Below are 16,140 nucleotides of genomic sequence, written 5' to 3'. Positions count from 1 at the left end.
TGCGGACTGTCCGGGCATCAATCCGGGGGGTAGGAATTTTCTGAATGCCTGGCCCTGCGAGCGCGTGACCGGTCACAAAAGCGCATATCCGATGGTGTGAATACGTGGTTAAGCACCGTTTGTGTCTCAAGCGCGTTTTGACGTCGCCGATAGCCATTAGCGATTGGTTAGACAAGCCGCATCGCAGCGAGCGGCATCCGCATCACGCCACCGGGCGACCCTGCACTGCAGGTCGCACATGCACCATCTCAAGAGAACTTCCCAATGTTAGGCAACTTCAGAATTGGAACCAGGCTGATCGTGGCGTTCCTGATCGTCTCGGCGATCGGCGCATGCATCGGCTGGGTCGGCTATTCCAACTCCGGTCGTATCAGCGACCTGTCGACCTCGCTGTACCAGCGCGAGCTGCTCGGCCTGTCGAACGTGAAGGAGGCCAATATCAACCTCATCTACGCCGGCCGCGCACGCGCCAACCTGTTGTTGGCCAGCAGCGCCGAAGAGCGTCAGTCGCATGTGCAGAACATCGACAAGTACACCGCCAAGGTGGTCGACTACATGACGCGCGCGCGGCCCAGTTTCCAGACCGAGGAAGGCAGGAACAAGCTGGCGCAATTCGACCGCGCCTGGCAGAAATACCTGGAAGAGCGCGGCCGCTTCATCGACGCCGCCAACCGCGAAGCCTTGCGCGACGCCAATCCGGAACTGGCCGAGTTGTCGCGTGCGGTACGCGCCAGTTCGGATGAGGTCGATAGCCTGATGACCGACCTGAGCGGGCTGCGCGAGCGCAGTGCCGCCTCGGCCAATGCCGAAGCCGGCAGCATCCACACGCGCAGCTCCCAGCTGCTGATCGCCATCATCTGCGGCGGCGTGCTGCTCGGCGCGATTCTCGGCGTGGTGATCAGCCGTAGCGTCACCGGCCCGATCCGCCGCGCGGTGACGGTGGCCAATGGGCTGTCCGAAGGCGATCTGACCATGCGCATCGACGTGCATGGCCGCGACGAGACCGCGCAGCTGCTCGAAGCGATGCGTACGATGGTGCAGAAGCTGTCGCAGGTGGTCGGCGAGGTCAACACCAGTGCCGAAACCCTGGCCAGCGCGTCGGAAGAAGTCAGCGCCACCGCGCAATCGTTGTCGCAGGCTGCCAGCGAACAGGCCGCCGGTGTCGAGGAGACCAGCGCCTCGCTGGAACAGATGACCGCATCGATCAGCCAGAACACCGAAAATGCCCGCATCACCGATGGCATGGCCACGCAGGCCGCCAAAGAAACCATCGAAGGCGGCGAAGCGGTGGTCGCCACCACCCAGGCGATGAAGCAGATTGCGCAGAAGATCGGCATCATCGACGACATCGCGTACCAGACCAATCTGCTCGCGCTCAACGCGGCGATCGAGGCGGCGCGCGCCGGCGAGCATGGCAAGGGCTTTGCCGTGGTGGCCGCCGAGGTGCGCAAGCTGGCCGAACGCAGCCAGGTGGCCGCGCAGGAGATTGGCGAGGTGGCCAGTTCCAGCGTCGAGCTGGCCGATCGTGCCGGCCGTCTGCTCGACACCATCGTGCCCAGCATCAAGCGCACCTCGGACCTGGTGCAGGAGATTTCCGCCGCGTCCGAGGAACAATCCTCCGGCGTCAGCCAGATCAATTCGGCGGTGGTGCAGCTGAGCCAGACCACCCAGCAGAACGCCAGTGCATCGGAAGAACTGGCCGCCACCGCCGAGGAAATGAGCGCGCAGGCCGAGCAGTTGCAGCAGAGCATGGCGTTCTTCCGCCTGGGCGGGCAGGGGCCTGCGAGCACCCCGCCCAAGCGCGGCAAGGTGGCGGCCGCAGGCCCGGCACGTGCGCCCGGGACGCGCGGCTGGCGCAGCACCGCGGCGCCGGCCTATGCGATGTCCGAGGGCCCGGACGAAGGCCAGTTCGCCCGCTTCTGAGAGACCGATCGATGACTGCACAGACCCCCGATGTGATGCCTGGCGACGCCGCTGCGGCAGCCCAGTACCTGACCTTCCAGCTGGATGGTGAAATCTTCGCCATCAGCATTGTTGGCATTCGCGAAATCATCCAGTACCGCGCGCCCACGCCGGTGCCGTCGATGCCGGCCTGCGTGCGCGGGGTGATCAATCTGCGCGGTGCGGTGGTACCGGTGGTGGACCTGCAGGCGCGGCTCGGGCGTGCCGACAGTGCGATCAGCAAACGCAGCTGCATCGTGATCCTGGCCACCGAACAAGCGCAGGGACCGCAGGTGATCGGGGTGCTGGTCGATGCGGTCAACGCGGTGATCGAACTGGCCGATCAGGACATCGAAGCGGCGCCGTCATTCGGCACGCATATCCGCCGCGACCTGCTGCGCGGCATGGGCAAGGTGGGCGAGCGCTTCGTGGTGCTGCTGGAGATGGACCAGGTGCTGCAGGTGGATGAGATTGCCGGCAACACCGATGCCTTGGCAGCCTGAGCCTGGCCAGGCGCAGCCCACCAACACGGCTGCGGACTCGCCGGGCGGCTGCCCGCCACGTGTGATCGACCATTGAAGGAAGCGGGCGCGGATGTACACACTGCATCCGCAACCGCAACGACTGCAGCCGGACACCGGCATCGACCACGCCGCCCGAGGCTGCGTGGCCGGGGCGATCCGCGCGCTGGTGACCGACCTCCTCAGGCCTGGGCGTGGTCTGCAGCTCAGTCCTGCCGATGCCAGCCATCGAAGCGACGCACGCAGTTGCGTCCCTTGCCGATCGCGCCCTGCAGGGCGTGCCGTGCACGCGCCAGCAAGGCGTTGCTGTCGAGCGACGCACCGGCTGCCACCTCGACCAGGCCGGCGCTGATCGTCAGTGCACCGGCTGGCCAGCGCGCCGCTTCGATCGCCCTGCGCACGGCCTCGATCATTTCCATGGCCTCGGTCGCCGCTGTCTCCGGCACTGCGACACAGAACTGGTCGCGGCTCAACCGCGCCACCGTGGCGCTCTCCGGCAGCTGCACTTCGATCATCCTGGCAGCCTGGACCAACGTGGCGTCCGCTGCTGCCGTTCCAGCCTGCAGCTTCAGCCGCTTGAAGCCGTCCAGGTCGATCAGTGCCAGCGCAAGCGATGGCGACGCGGCCGTCTCCGATCCCTGTGCCAGCGTCTGCAGTGCCTGCTCCAGGCCGGCGCGATTCCACACGCCGGTGAGGTCATCGCGCAATGCGTCCAGCTCGACCAGCCTGGCCGCACGCTGCAACTCGATGGTGTTGACGACCTGCCTGGCCAGTGCCTGCAGTGCGTCACGCTCGGCGACCGACAGGCGGCGGGGTGTGCGATCCAGCACGCACAGCGTGCCCAGCGCGATCCCGTCGGAGGTCAGCAGCGGGGCGCCGGCATAGAAGCGGATCTGCGGCTCGCCGGTGACCAGCGCGTTGCGCACGAAGCGCGCATCCAGCTGGGTGTCGCCCACTTCCATCACGTGATCGGGTTCGAGGATGGCGTGGGCACAGAACGACAGCTCGCGCGGGGTTTCGCTCGGCGCCATGCCCAGCTTCGACTTGAACCACTGGCGCTGCGTGTCGATCAGCGAAATCAGTGCCATCGGCGTACGGCAGACCGCCGCCGCGATCGAAGTGAATTCGTCGTAGACCGGCTCCGGGGCAGTGTCCAGAAGCTGGTAGTCCTGCAGTGCAGCCAGGCGTTCGTCTTCGTTGGCCGGCATCTGCGCCGCAACGGCGGCATCGCCTGGCAACAGCGTCGCGTGGAAGAGTTGCAGCGCGGACGCGTCAGGAATCTGCATGCGAAGACCACCGGAACAGGGCGCCGTCAGGCGATGGAGGTGTGCGTGCGGCGAGGGCGTGTCGCAGCCCATCGCGCGCGCAAGTTGGCGTAGGCCTCATCCGCCCCGGCGGATGACGGCTGTCGCCGATCTTGCCACATCGGGCAGGGCGGAGCAGCGCCAGCGAACCCGCGCTGAGGCGCTGCGAAACCACCCTGCTCGGCAGGTCATTCGCCCTGGCCGGCGTTGCCCTTGGGGCGGCGGGTCTGTTCGTCATGGACCTGCAGGTCTTCCTGTCCGGGGCGCTGCTTGGCGGCCTCATCCTGTTTGCGATCCTGCTGGCTCTCCGAAACACCGTGCTGGTTGTCGGCGGCCTTGTCGGGCTGGCTCTGCTTGTTGTTCATGGCTTGCGTCCGGCGTGATGATGAGACGGACGTTAGCGCGCACGATGTGATCCCGGCGACATGGCCGTGACCGGCACCGGCACTGCACTGGCCGACGCGCTCCCGATGCACACGCCTGACACGAAAAGGCCCCGGAAACATGGCGTTTCCGAGGCCCTACGGTTGAAGCAATGGTGGAGCGGAAGGGGATCGAACCCTCGACCTTCGCGATGCGAACGCGACGCTCTCCCAGCTGAGCTACCGCCCCACGTGTCCTGATTCTACCCACATGTGGCGCGATTCGCCAAGCAGGCCGGCAGCCTGGATCGCCGCCCGAAGGCGCGATCCTGCGGCAATCACTCGCGGACGAGCGGGAACTTGAGGTCCGGATTCTTAGCCTTCCATTCCTTGTACGACACCGATCCTTCCCAGGCGGCGAAGGCCTTGGGCGTGCGGCCGCGGCCGGACCAGGTCTCGCCGGTGTGCGGCAGTTCGTACTTCGGCTTGACTTCGCTGCGGCCGCTCTTGACCACATCCTTGCGTGCAGCAGTGGTGCCCAGGTAAGCGGCAATATCGTTGCGCTGCTTGGTGTTGAAGTGGCCGGCAAACTGTTCCAGCAGCGAGACGATGGTGGCATGCGCAGAGGATGCCTCGCTGGCGCGCTCGGTCTTTTCCTGTTCTTCCAGCTTCTGCAGCTCGTCCAGCAGCTTGGCTTTGGCTTGTGCGATGGAATCCAGTTTGGAAGTGGTATTGCTCACAGAGGTATAGCCTCGGAATAAGTGGTGGAGACGTTGCCCGATGGACACGCGTCATTATGGCATGTGGCCCGGGGGCGGCCGTTGCGCGCGCGCGCCTGCAGATAGTGAGCAGGCCTTTCACAGGGCCTGTTCGCGCGTTCGCGGTGTCTGGCGAGGCCGCCGAACATGCTTGCGCACACGGCGACCCCGGCCGTAACGATACAGCAGCAGGCCAGGCGAGATGACACATCCATGCAGTCCTGGTCAGACACTGACCGCTTCGTGACCAGAACATGTCCTGACTGCGCCAGCTTCGATGGCGCGATATCAATCAGATGAGGCGATCGACGGAGATGCTGCTCGCGCGTGTGGTCGGATCCACAAGCTGCGCTGTGGAAGTGAAGCTGGCTGAAAACCGCCTGCGCTTTGCCCGCCTCGCGGCGGGCGCATGGAGGCGTGATCTCAGGACCGCTGCACCACCTCACTGCGTCGCAGTGTCTTCCAGCAGTGGTGTCAGCTGCGCTTCCAGGGCATGGCGGCGCCATTGTCCCAACGGTGCAGGCCAGCTGCGTTGCTCGATCAGGGTTTCCAGGTGCCGGCGCGAGGCCAGGATGCCGTCGGGCAATCCCAGCTCGCGGCTGCGCTGGGCCACTGCATCCTGCAGGCGCTTGAGCACGACCTTGTTGCCGTCGGTGGCGGCCTGCGCCAGCGGCGCGTGCTCCTCGTCGGGCAGCGGCGTGTTGAGCGCCTCCCATACGGCGGCGGCAAGCTTGCGCGGCGCCTTGGGGAACTTGTCGAACTGACGCAGCAGGGCGTCCAGATCAGCCGGCGGAAACCGTGCCAGCTGGCTGGCCAGTTCATTGTCCAGGATCCAGCTGCGCGGGCGATCGCTCTGACGCGCCTGCAGGTCGCGCCAGCGCAGCAGGCGCAACAGGCGACGTTGCGCCGCCGGTTCCAGGAACTGCGCGGTGCGCAGGCTCACATGCGGCCAGCGCTCGCCGTCGTCGTGCTCTACCGTGGCGAGCAGGCGCTCGGCATCTTCGGCCAGCCAGCCCAGGCGATCCTGCTCGGTCAGGCGACGGGTGAGTTCGTCGTGGATGGCGAACAGGTAGCGCACATCGTCGGCAGCATATTCCAGCTGCGCCGGCGACAGCGGGCGGCGCATCCAGTCCGAGCGCGTCTCGCCCTTGCTCAGCAAGGTGCCGGTCACTTCCTGCACCAGTTTCTGATAGCCCATGCCGCCACCCACACCCGCCAGCGCGGCGGCGATCTGGGTGTCGAACAACGGCCGCGGCAACACCCCGCACGCGCATTTGAAGGTGACCAGATCCTCGCTGGCGCTATGCATCACCTTGACGATGTCGGTGGCGGTCAACCACGCCTTGAGCGCCTCGTTCATGCCCGGGATCAGCGGGTCGATCAACAGGATCTCCTCGCCGATGGCCATCTGCACCAGCGCCAGTTGCGGCCAGTAGGTGCGTTCGCGAATGAATTCGGTATCCAGGCCAATGCGGGACGGACGCGACGCCTGCAGGCGTTCGGTCAGCTCGGAGGGGTGGGTGATCCAATGGGGCACGTGATTTCCGTCGACAGCGAGGGTTTGCGCAGAACGCGCAGAATAGCCTAACGTCGCGATCGCCTGTCGTGCGGCAGAGCACTGGAAGGAGCAGGTGGTGGGTGAGTGCGGTAACCGGATCGCAGCATGGGCCTTGCTCGCGCTAGGCGTGTGCGCCTGTTCGCGGACACCGACGCCGGCGCCTGCCGCGGCGCCCCCAGCTGCCGCCGCCGCGCCGTCGAGCCAGCCGAATGTGTCCATCGGTGGCGAAGAGTCCGCCGAGACCGTGGCGCAATGGCAGCCACCGCCGGTGGACCTGGGCGACGAGACGCTGGCGCAGGCGCGCAAGCGCGCCGACCAGGCATTGCAGGATGACCGGCTGTATCGCAATGCGGACGATGCAATTCCGCTGTACCTGGCGATCCAGCAGCGCGCCGGCGGCAAGGACGCGGCCAGCCGTCGCGGACTGGAACAGGCGCGGCGTCGCTTGATCGAGCTGGGCGAAGCGCTGATCGAGCAGACCGACCGCCAGGACAGTGCACTGGAACAGGCGCGTGAGCTGGCCATCGTGGCGCTGGCGCTCGCTCCGCAGGATCCGAAGGTGCGTACGCTGCAACGCGCGGTCGAAACCGCGCAGCGGGTGCTGAGCTTCAACCGTGCCGGCGAGGAGGATCTGCGCGGCGGCCGGCTGGGCGAGGACGGCAACGGGGCGCTGGTGAACTTTCGCGATGCGGCGCAGCTGGATCCGGACAACCCGCGCACGCGCCAGGGGCTGGCTGCGGTGGAAAGCGGCCTGCTGGCACGCGCCGAACAGGCTGCGGAGGCGAGCGACTTCATCGGCGCGCGCTACTGGTTGCAGATGGCCGGGCAGGTACGTGAGCGCGCTCCGACCATTGCCGACGCACGTGCGCGCATCGAGCGCATGCGCCGTGCCCAGATCGCCGCCTTGCACGACGCCGGCCTGCACGATCTGACCTCCCCGCGCGGCCTCAAGGCGGCCGGCGAAACGCTGGCCGAAGTGCTGCGCATCGCTGATCCAGGCGATGCGGTGGCCGGCGATCTGCGGCGGCGGCTGGAATTGGCCACCCATTACGGCAGCTTCCGCCCCGGGCAGGTGTTCACCGACGGGCTCAAGGTCGGTGGGCGTGGTCCGCAGATGATCGTGGTGCCGCATGGCGCGTTCCAGATGGGCGCAGGCGATGCCGAGCCCGGCGCCTCCGACAACGAGCGGCCGTCGCATTACGTGCGTTTCGCGCGCGGCTTTGCGTTGTCGATCACCGAAGTGACGGTCGCCGAGTTCCGCCAGTTCGTCGAGGCAACCGGCGCCCGCCCGCGCGCCACCCGGCGCGGGCATTCGGTGGTGTACGACGAGCGCAGCGGCAACTTCATCCGCCGCAGCGGGGTGGATTGGCAGTCCGACTACAACGGCGCGCAGGCCGCCCCCAACAGCCCGGTGATGCACGTCAGCATCCGCGACGCCGAAGCCTATGCGAGCTGGCTGTCGGAACAGACCGGCCGCCACTACCACGTGCCCAGCGAGGCCGAGTTCGAATACGCGGTGCGCGCCGGCACCACCGGGCGCTATCCCTGGGGCAATGCCGGCTCGCCGCCGCTGGATGCGGGCAACTTCACCGGCGGCAACGATGTCTCGCGCAGCGGCCGGCACTGGAACAACGGTTTTGTCGGCTACGGCGATGGCTTCTGGGGCCCGGCGCCGGTCGGCAGCTTTCGCGCTAACGCCTGGGGGCTGCACGACATGGGCGGCAACCTGAGCGAGTGGGTGGCCGACTGCTGGCATGCCAGCTACCGCCGCGCGCCGGCCGACGGTGCGGCGTGGTTCAACCCCGGCTGCCGGCAGCGCATGATCCGCGGCGGCAGCTGGGCCAATTCGCCGCAGCAGACGCGTGCGGCCTGGCGGCAGTCGCAGGATTCGGACAGCACCAGCGCGCGGATCGGCTTTCGCCTGGCGCGCGGCATCTAGGGCGCAGTTGCATTGCCGCTGCGCATGCGCGGTCTGCACCCGCATGGCCAGCGATCGCCGATCGCCATGCTGTGTGCCATATCCGCGTCTCGGGGCGCGACATCGACGACGACGTGCACGGTCTTCCGCGTCGCGGCGGCCACACACCGAAGTGAGCGCGCTGGCTTAACCGCAGCGAACACCGACCGTGATCGCGCTGGAACCGGTCACCCTGGCCGCGGTCCAAGCGCCAGCGCTTGCGAGGATTGCGGTGATGGGCTGGGGAATCAAACTGTTTCGTTGGGTCGTCGCACTACTGCTGATCGGCGGCAGCGGCTACGCCGTGGCGCGGCATCTGCAGGACGGAAATACCGCCGGGCATTACCGCTCGGTGGAGGTGCTGCGTCCGGAAGGCACGCCGAAGGCCATGGTGGTGCTGTTGCCCGACAGCGGCCATGCGCAGGACGGCCAGCGGCTTGCCGAGATGCTGAGCAACGATGGCGCGCTGGTCGCGGTGATCGACACCGCCAGCTATCGCGAACGCGTGCGCGCGCATCATGCGGCCTGCAGTTCCCTGGCCGACGATGCCGAACGCTTGGGCAAGAAGTTGCTGCGCGCCGAGCATGTCGACGCATTCCTGCCGCCGGTCCTGGTGGGGCAGGGCGATGGCGCGGTGCTGGCGCGGCAGGCGCTGGCCTCGGCCGCGCCCGACGTGCTGGGTGGCGCGGTTGTCGCCGATGGCGGTGCCAGCGCTGGCGCCCTGGCCTGCGCACGCGACATGCCCGATGCCAACCAGGGCTTCCTCGACGATCTGGTCGACGCTGCCAGCCCCACGCAGATCGCTGCCGCCACCCGCGGCCATTTCCTCACGGCCCAGGCCCACGGCGTGGGCGATCTGCCGCTGGTCGAACTGCATGCGCCCGGCAGCGATCGCATGGTGGTGATGCTGTCCGGCGACGGCGGCTGGCGCGAACTGGACAAGGGCATCGCCGCGCAATTGCAGCAGCAGGGGGTGTCAGTGGTGGGCTGGAACAGCCTGCGTTACTTCTGGGCCAGCCGTACGCCGCAGCAGGTCGGGGCGGACCTGGACCGGGTGATCGCAAGCTATCGGCAGCGCTGGCATATCCAGCACGTTGCCTTGGTGGGCTACTCGTTCGGTGCCGATGTGCTGCCGTTTGCCTATCCCGAGCTGTCGCCGCAGCAACGTGCGTCGGTGCAGTTTGTCAGCCTGCTGGGCCTGGCCCATCAAGCCGATTTCAAGGTGCGCGTCGGTGGCTGGCTGGGCTGGCATAACGATGCCGAGCGTGATGTGGAACCGGCGATCCAGTCGCTGGACGCGCATCGCCTGCAATGCATCTACGGCGAGCAGGAAAAGGACACCCTGTGCCCGGAGCTGCGCGCGCGGGGCGTGCAGGTGGTGGCGCGTCCGGGCGGGCATCATTTCGACCATGATCCGGTCGCGCTGGCCGGGCTGCTGCTGCAAGGTTGGCAGCAGGCGGCGAAGACGCCTGGTCACGGTTAGCGCGCGCGTGATGTCTTGCCGGATGTCAGGCGTCGCCCGGCTCGACCCGCACCGCGATGCTGCCATCGGCCAGCTGCGCACGCAGGTGCTCGCCGGCGCTGACCTCGGCGGCGCTGCGCACCACGCTGCCATCGGCGGGGCGGGTCACGATGGCGTAGCCACGCGCGACGGTGGCGAGCGGGCTGACCGCTTCCAGCGAGCGTGCCAGGCTGCGTAGCCGCAGCTGGTCGTGCTGCAGGCGCCGCTGCATCGCTGCCTGCGGATGCAGCGCACGCAGCCGTTGTTGCAGCGTGGCCAGGTCGCGTTGCGGGTTGTGCGCCTGCAGGCGCGCCTGCGACCGTTGCACCCGCGCCTGCAGGCGCTCCAGCACCTGGGTCAGGCGCGCGCGCAGCTGGCGTCCGGCATCCTGCTGGCGGCGTTGCAGCAGCTGCAGTCGCGCCTGCGGGCTGTGTGCACGCAGGCGCAGGGCGAGCCGGTCGGCGCGCTGCATCGCAGTGGCCAGCGCATGCTGCTGCAGCTGGGCCATGCGCGCATGCGCACGCCGCACGCGCGCGACCAGCTCGCGCTGATCGGGCACCAGCAGTTCGGCCGCCACCGACGGCGTGGGCGCACGCACATCGGCCACGAAATCGCTGAGGCTGAAGTCGGTCTCGTGCCCGACCGCCGACACCACCGGCGTGCGCGTGGCGGCAATCGTGCGGGCCAGGCGTTCGTCGTTGAAGGCCCACAGGTCTTCCAGCGAGCCGCCACCACGGGTGATCAGAATGACGTCGTAGCGCCCGGACGCATCGGCGCGCTGCAACAGCGAGGTGATTTGCGCAGCAGCGCTGTCGCCCTGCACCAGCGAGGGCAACAGGTCCACTTCCAGCAACGGAAAGCGGCGCGCCAGGACGCTGAGCACGTCGCGTACCGCCGCGCCGCTGGGCGAGGTGATCACCGCCAGCCGCCGCACGTGCGCCGGCAACGGCTGCTTGCGCTCGGCATCGAACAGGCCTTCGGCGGCCAGGCGCGCACGCAGTTCGTCGAAGGCGCGCCGCAGGGCGCCTTCGCCGGCCTCTTCCATGTGGTCGAGCACCAGCTGGTAGTCGCCGCGCGCTTCGTACAGCGTCAGGCGTCCGCGCGCGAGCACACGCAGGCCTTCGCGCGGCTGGAACTTCAGCCAGGTGCTCTTGGGCTTGAACATCGCGCAACGGATCTGTGCGCGCGCGTCCTTGAGCGTGAAGTACAGATGGCCCGAGGACGGGCGCGTGACGCTGCTCAGCTCTGCTTCCACCCACACCAGCGGGAAGCTGCCTTCCAGCAGGTCGCGCGCGAGCGTGTTGAGCTGGCTGGGGGTGAGGATCTGTTCGTTGCGGTCGGCCATCGCCGCATTATCCCGCAGCGGCGATGCGCATGCGTGAGCGTATCCGGCGCAAACCTACAAACCGTGTTGCGCCAGCGCCCAGCCCACGTGTTCGCGTACCAGTTCCGAGTCGTCGTGGCGGCGCGCCTCCAGCGCCGCCAGCACCTCCGGCGTGCCGGGCGCATTGCCCAGGCCGACGGCGATGTTGCGCAACCACCGCTGATGGCCGCTGCGGCGGATCGGGCTGCCTTCGGTGCGGCGCAGGAATTCGTCTTCGTCCCAGGCGAACAGTTGCGGCAGCGTTGCCACATCCAGCTCGTTGCGGGCGCGGAAATCGGCTTCGTCGGTGCGCTGGGCGAACTTGTTCCAGGGGCAGACCAGCTGGCAGTCGTCGCAACCGAAGATGCGGTTGCCGATCGGCTTGCGCATCTGCTCGGGAATTGCGCCCTCGTGTTCGATGGTGAGATAGGCGATGCAGCGGCGCGCATCCAGCCGGTACGGGGCGATGATGGCCTGGGTCGGGCAGATGTCGATGCAGCGCGTGCAGGTGCCGCAATGCGCGGTGGCAGGGGTGTCGATGGGCAAGGGCAGATCGAGGTAGATCTCGCCCAGGAAGAACCACGACCCGCCCTTGCGATCGATCAGGCAGGTGTGTTTGCCGATCCAGCCCAGGCCCGCGTTGCGTGCCAGTGCCCGCTCCAGCACCGGCGCCGAATCGACGAACACCCGATAGCCGAATGCGCCGACTTCGCCCTGGATGCGCTCGGCCAGTTTCTGCAGCCGGTTGCGCATCAGCTTGTGATAGTCGCGCCCCAGCGCGTACCGCGCCACGTAGGCGCGGCGGCCGTCGTGCAGGGTGTTCCAGGCTTCGCTGTCGTCCTTGCGGCCGTAATCCATGCCCACCGACAACACGCGCAGGGTGCCGGGCACCAGCTCCTGCGGGCGCGAGCGCTTGTCGCCGTGCTGGGCCATCCAGTGCATGGTCCCGTACAGGCCTTCTTCCAGCCAGCTGCGCAGGTGTCCCTCGTCTTCGCCCAGCTCGATGCCGGTGATGCCGCAGCGCTGGAAGCCCGCCTCGCGCGCAAGCGCACGGATGCGCGCGGCGGCGTCGGTGGGGTCGGGACGGGCAAGGACGGCAGACATGGCGACAAGTATAGAATTCCCGGCATGTACGCACCGCTCGATCTTTACGACACCGCCGCCGCGCGCAGGCTGGACACGCAGGCCACCACGCTGCTCGGCGGCGACGGCTATACCTTGATGCAACGTGCCGGGCAGGCCGCCTGGCAGGTCCTGCTGGAACGCTGGCCACGGGCACGCCGCATCGTGGTGGTCTGCGGCACCGGCAACAACGGGGGCGATGGCTATGTGCTGGCACGCCTGGCGCAGCGGGCCGGGCGCCAGGTGCAGGTGGTGCATCTTCCCGGGCACGGCCCGGCCGCGCCGCTGGCGCAGCGCGCCTGCACCGACTATCTGGGCGTGGGCGGTGCGATCGACCTGTTTCCATCTCCGCTGGCGCAGGCCGATGTGATCGTCGATGCGCTGTTCGGCATCGGCCTCAACCGCGCGCCCGACAGCGAGACCGGCGCGTTGATCGATGCCATCAACGCCGCCGGCGTGCCGGTGTTTGCGCTGGATGTGCCCAGCGGCATCGATGCCGATCACGGCGTGGCCTTCGGTGCTGCGGTGCGCGCGGACGCCACCTTGCAGTTCATCGTGCCGCACGTGGGGCTCTACACCGGCGATGCGCTGGAGCATGCCGGCACGCGCGCAGTCGCGTCGCTGGACGTGCCGGATGCGGCATTCGACGGGCTGACGCCGGCCGCGCACAGCTGGGAGATCGACGCCCTGGCCGCGCAGTTGCGCCCGCGCCGACGCAATACGCACAAGGGCGAATCCGGGCGCGTGCTGTGTGTCGGCGGCAACCTCGGCAGCGGCGGGGCGATCATGCTGACCGCCGAAGCGGCCTTGCGCAGCGGCGCCGGGCTGGTGCAGGTCGCCACCCGCGCCGAGCATGTCGCGCCATTGCTGGCGCGCTGCCCGGAAGCGATGGTGCGCGCGCTGCAGGCCGGCGACGACATCGCCGCGCTGGCCGATGCGGCCGACGTGGTCGCACTGGGGCCGGGCCTGGGCCAGGACGCCTGGGCGCAGCCGTTGTGGCACGGCGTGTTGGCGTCGGACAGCGCCGTCGTCATCGATGCCGATGGCCTGAACCTGCTGGCCGCCAACCAGGTGCCGACACGCGGCCCGCGCGTGCTGACACCGCATCCGGGCGAAGCCGGTCGCCTGCTGGGGATGTCGACCGGGCAGGTTCAGCACGACCGCCTGGCTGCCGCAGACGCCTTGGCCAAACGTTTCGATGCCGTGGTGGTGCTCAAGGGCGCCGGCAGCGTGATCGCCGCGCCGCACGCAGTGCCGCGCATCATTGACGCCGGTAATCCGGGCATGGCGGTCGGCGGCATGGGCGACCTGCTGACCGGCGTGATCGCCGCCTTGCTGGCGCAGGGTTGGTCGCCGTTCGATGCGGCAAGCCTGGGTGCCTTGCTGCATGCCTGCGCCGGCGATGCGGCTGCGCGCGCGGGCGAGCGCGGCCTGCTGCCGACCGATCTGCTGCCCGAGCTGCGCCGCCTCTCCAATGCCGGAGCCATTGAATGAGCCAGCTCAGCACACACCTGGCCGATGCGCAGGTCACCGAAAGCCTGGGGCAGGCCCTGGCCGCGGTACGGCCCGCCCGCGCGATGGTGCAACTGCACGGCGATCTCGGCGCGGGCAAGTCCACACTGGCGCGTGCGCTGCTGCGCGCACTCGGCGTCACCGGCCCGATTCGCAGCCCTACCTACACCCTGGTCGAGCGTTATCCGCTCAGCACCGGCGACGAGGCCTGGCACCTGGATCTGTACCGCATCGGGCAGGCCGGGGAACTGGATTTTCTCGGGCTCGACGAGGGCAGCGCGAGCCTGTGGCTGGTGGAATGGCCCGAGCGCGGCGCGGGCGCGTTGCCGCCGGTGGACCTGGACGTGGAACTGGCTGTCGATGGCGAGGGCCGCAGCGTCACGCTGCTGGGCCGCAGCCAACCCGGGCGCGACTGGCTGACGCGGCTGTCAGGCCTGCCGCAGTTGCAGCGTCTTTTTGCCGGCTCACAACAACAATGAACGCCAGGTTGTGGATTATTAAGGGAAATCACCTTGCAATTCACACGCGCGGGTGATTGAATCCAGCGCCATGACACCGGGGTTCCGCCAGTTCTGTGTTTTCGCCCTGACCGCCAGCCTCAGCCTGGCGGTTTTTGCTGCGTGGGCCGGCGAAATCAAGGGTGTCGGCATCAGCACCGGTGCCACCGGCACGCGTGCGGAGATCCAGCTGGCCGGCAGCGGCGGATTCAAGACGCTGTCGCTGGCCAATCCCAATCGCCTGGTGGTGGATTTTCCCGATTCTTCCGGTGTGCGAGGCCTCAAGTTGCCGCCCGCAGCCGGCCTGGTGACGTCGGTGCGGACCGGCCAACCGGTGCCGGGCACCTTTCGGGTGGTCTTCGAGCTGGCGACGCCGGTCACGCCGTTGAAGCCGCAGATGCAGACGCTGGGCAGTGCGTCGACCCTGGTGATCGAGTGGCCGGGCGATTCGCCGGTCTCCGCCGGCACGGTGGCTGCCAACCCGACAACACCTGCGACGCCGCCGCCGCGTCCGGCCAATGCACAATCCGAGGCGGCCCGCGCGACCGCTGCGTTGGCGGCGTCTGCGCAGCGTGCGTCGGTGGTGCCGCCCGCGCCTGCACCGTATGTCCCTGCCTCGGCCATGCCCAGCGTGACCCCAGCGCCGGTACCGACGACGGTGGCCACCGGCGTGCCGACACCGCGTCCAGGCATGGCCGCGGCCGCGGTAACCACCAGCTCGTCCACGCCAGCCGGCACTGCCGGCAACCCCTCCAATCGCATCGCCGGTACGCCGCCAGCACCCGCGATGACAGGCAACGCCGCATCGCCGGCTGCCATCTTGAATGGCGGCAATGCGCCGATGGGCGCCGCGTCGGGTAATGCCGTGACTGCCACACCGAATACCGCCGGCGGCGTTGCCGCGGCGGACAGCGACGATTTGCCGCCGCGTCCGGTACTGCCCAGCGAGGCCTCGCGGATCAAGATGGCACCCGGAATGCGGCCGCTGATCGTTGCGATCGATCCGGGACACGGTGGCCAGGATCCGGGCGCCATGGGCCCCACCGGCAAGCGCGAAAAGGATGTCACCCTGGCCGTCGGGCGTGAACTGGCGCGCCAGATCAACGCCACACCCGGCATGAAGGCCTACCTGACACGCGATACCGACGTGTTCATTCCGCTGCCGATGCGCGCGCAGAAGGCACGCGCCGCCAAGGCCGACATCTTCATCTCCATCCATGCCGACGCTGCCGAGAACCGCAGTGCGACCGGCTCGTCGGTCTATGTGCTGTCGACCAAGGGGGCTTCCTCGCAGCGCGCGCGCTGGCTGGCCGACAAGGAAAATGCCGCCGACCTGGTCGGCGGGGTGCGTCTGCAGCAGACCGAAAGCACGCTGGCCAATGTGCTGCTGGATCTGGCGCAGAGCGGCCACATGAAGGCCTCCGAGGATGCGGCAGGGCACGTGCTCGGCGGCCTCAAGCGGATCGGCAACAACCACAAGCCGCAGCTGGAACGCGCCAACTTCGCGGTGCTGCGCACCTCCGACATGCCGGCGATGCTGGTGGAGACGGCCTTCATTTCCAATCCGGACGAAGAGCGTCGCCTGATCGACCCCGCCTACCAGCGCAAGATCGCCGCGGCCGTGCTGGATGGCATCGATACCTTCTTCACCCGCCAGCCGCCGCCAGGCACCTTGTTTGCAGCGCGCGCGCAGGCCGAAGCCGATGCCGGCGTCGGCACCGTGGCCGGCGGCAGCCGCTGAGCC

Annotated in this window: 13 protein-coding genes and 1 tRNA gene; 7 read left to right on the top strand and 7 right to left on the bottom strand. The window is 68.3% G+C overall.

The annotated features are described in order from the left end of the window. The first annotated feature begins 264 nt into the window (after positions 1 to 264). Both EO170_RS18830 and EO170_RS18825 read left to right on the top strand, forming a co-directional pair. Complete coding sequence (locus EO170_RS18830; protein WP_104582168.1) at positions 265 to 1,923, top strand: methyl-accepting chemotaxis protein; 1,659 nt, start codon at positions 265 to 267, stop codon at positions 1,921 to 1,923. A gap of 11 nt (positions 1,924 to 1,934) precedes the next feature. Continuing rightward, positions 1,935 to 2,444 (top strand): chemotaxis protein CheW, encoded by a 510-nt coding sequence (locus EO170_RS18825; protein WP_104582169.1) that lies wholly within the window; start codon positions 1,935 to 1,937, stop codon positions 2,442 to 2,444. A gap of 224 nt (positions 2,445 to 2,668) precedes the next feature. On the opposite strand, the gene EO170_RS18820 is transcribed toward EO170_RS18825, so the two are convergent. The 5 genes from EO170_RS18820 to rnd all read right to left on the bottom strand — a co-directional run bounded on the left by EO170_RS18820 (position 2,669) and on the right by rnd (position 6,423). Continuing rightward, positions 2,669 to 3,748 carry a sensor domain-containing diguanylate cyclase gene (locus tag EO170_RS18820; RefSeq protein ID WP_126947332.1) on the bottom strand — a complete coding sequence of 360 codons (1,080 nt, stop codon included), beginning with the start codon at positions 3,746 to 3,748 and terminating at the stop codon, positions 2,669 to 2,671. A gap of 206 nt (positions 3,749 to 3,954) precedes the next feature. Next, entirely contained in the window at positions 3,955 to 4,131 is a 177-nt protein-coding gene (locus tag EO170_RS21550) for a hypothetical protein (RefSeq protein WP_164739116.1), read from the bottom strand. A 171-nt stretch (positions 4,132 to 4,302) separates the two neighbouring features. Next, positions 4,303 to 4,378, bottom strand: a tRNA-Ala gene (locus EO170_RS18815). 88 nt (positions 4,379 to 4,466) lie between these two features. Continuing rightward, entirely contained in the window at positions 4,467 to 4,868 is a 402-nt protein-coding gene (locus tag EO170_RS18810; RefSeq protein ID WP_104649055.1) for an H-NS family nucleoid-associated regulatory protein, read from the bottom strand. A 460-nt stretch (positions 4,869 to 5,328) separates the two neighbouring features. Beyond that, positions 5,329 to 6,423, bottom strand: a complete 1,095-nt coding sequence (gene rnd / locus EO170_RS18805) for a ribonuclease D (protein WP_115676873.1) — start codon at positions 6,421 to 6,423, stop codon at positions 5,329 to 5,331. A 97-nt stretch (positions 6,424 to 6,520) separates the two neighbouring features. Here rnd and EO170_RS18795 point away from each other — a divergent pair, with 97 nt between their 5' ends. Next, positions 6,521 to 8,383: a formylglycine-generating enzyme family protein gene (locus tag EO170_RS18795; RefSeq protein WP_104582240.1), complete on the top strand. Its 1,863-nt coding sequence runs from the start codon at positions 6,521 to 6,523 to the stop codon at positions 8,381 to 8,383. A gap of 253 nt (positions 8,384 to 8,636) precedes the next feature. Then, the gene (locus tag EO170_RS18790) at positions 8,637 to 9,884 is read left to right on the top strand and encodes a virulence factor (protein ID WP_126947329.1); all 1,248 of its coding nucleotides are present in this window, start codon (positions 8,637 to 8,639) and stop codon (positions 9,882 to 9,884) included. Between the two features lie 25 nt (positions 9,885 to 9,909). Here EO170_RS18790 and xseA read toward each other — a convergent pair whose 3' ends face one another. Further along, the gene (gene xseA, locus EO170_RS18785) at positions 9,910 to 11,247 is read right to left on the bottom strand and encodes an exodeoxyribonuclease VII large subunit (RefSeq protein ID WP_126947326.1); all 1,338 of its coding nucleotides are present in this window, start codon (positions 11,245 to 11,247) and stop codon (positions 9,910 to 9,912) included. A 54-nt stretch (positions 11,248 to 11,301) separates the two neighbouring features. Beyond that, complete coding sequence (gene queG / locus EO170_RS18780; protein WP_104649052.1) at positions 11,302 to 12,369, bottom strand: tRNA epoxyqueuosine(34) reductase QueG; 1,068 nt, start codon at positions 12,367 to 12,369, stop codon at positions 11,302 to 11,304. Positions 12,370 to 12,393: 24 nt separating this feature from the next. Between queG and EO170_RS18775 the strand changes: the two genes are divergently transcribed. The 3 genes from EO170_RS18775 to EO170_RS18765 all read left to right on the top strand — a co-directional run bounded on the left by EO170_RS18775 (position 12,394) and on the right by EO170_RS18765 (position 16,137). Continuing rightward, positions 12,394 to 13,881 carry an NAD(P)H-hydrate dehydratase gene (locus EO170_RS18775; protein ID WP_126947323.1) on the top strand — a complete coding sequence of 496 codons (1,488 nt, stop codon included), beginning with the start codon at positions 12,394 to 12,396 and terminating at the stop codon, positions 13,879 to 13,881. Beyond that, positions 13,878 to 14,378 carry a tRNA (adenosine(37)-N6)-threonylcarbamoyltransferase complex ATPase subunit type 1 TsaE gene (tsaE, locus tag EO170_RS18770; RefSeq protein ID WP_126947320.1) on the top strand — a complete coding sequence of 167 codons (501 nt, stop codon included), beginning with the start codon at positions 13,878 to 13,880 and terminating at the stop codon, positions 14,376 to 14,378. The genes EO170_RS18775 and tsaE overlap by 4 nt, the downstream gene beginning before the upstream one ends. Before the next feature lie 70 nt (positions 14,379 to 14,448). Next, a complete protein-coding gene (locus EO170_RS18765; RefSeq protein ID WP_126947317.1) occupies positions 14,449 to 16,137 on the top strand; it encodes an N-acetylmuramoyl-L-alanine amidase in 1,689 nt (562 codons plus the stop codon). The last annotated feature ends 3 nt before the right edge of the window (positions 16,138 to 16,140 follow it).

Origin of the sequence: Xanthomonas sp. BRIP62409 (genome assembly GCF_003992965.1) — a bacterium.
Classification (GTDB): Bacteria; Pseudomonadota; Gammaproteobacteria; order Xanthomonadales; family Xanthomonadaceae; genus Xanthomonas; species Xanthomonas euroxanthea.
Note: the sequence above shows the minus strand (reverse complement) of the source record. Positions and strands in the feature narration are given on the sequence as shown.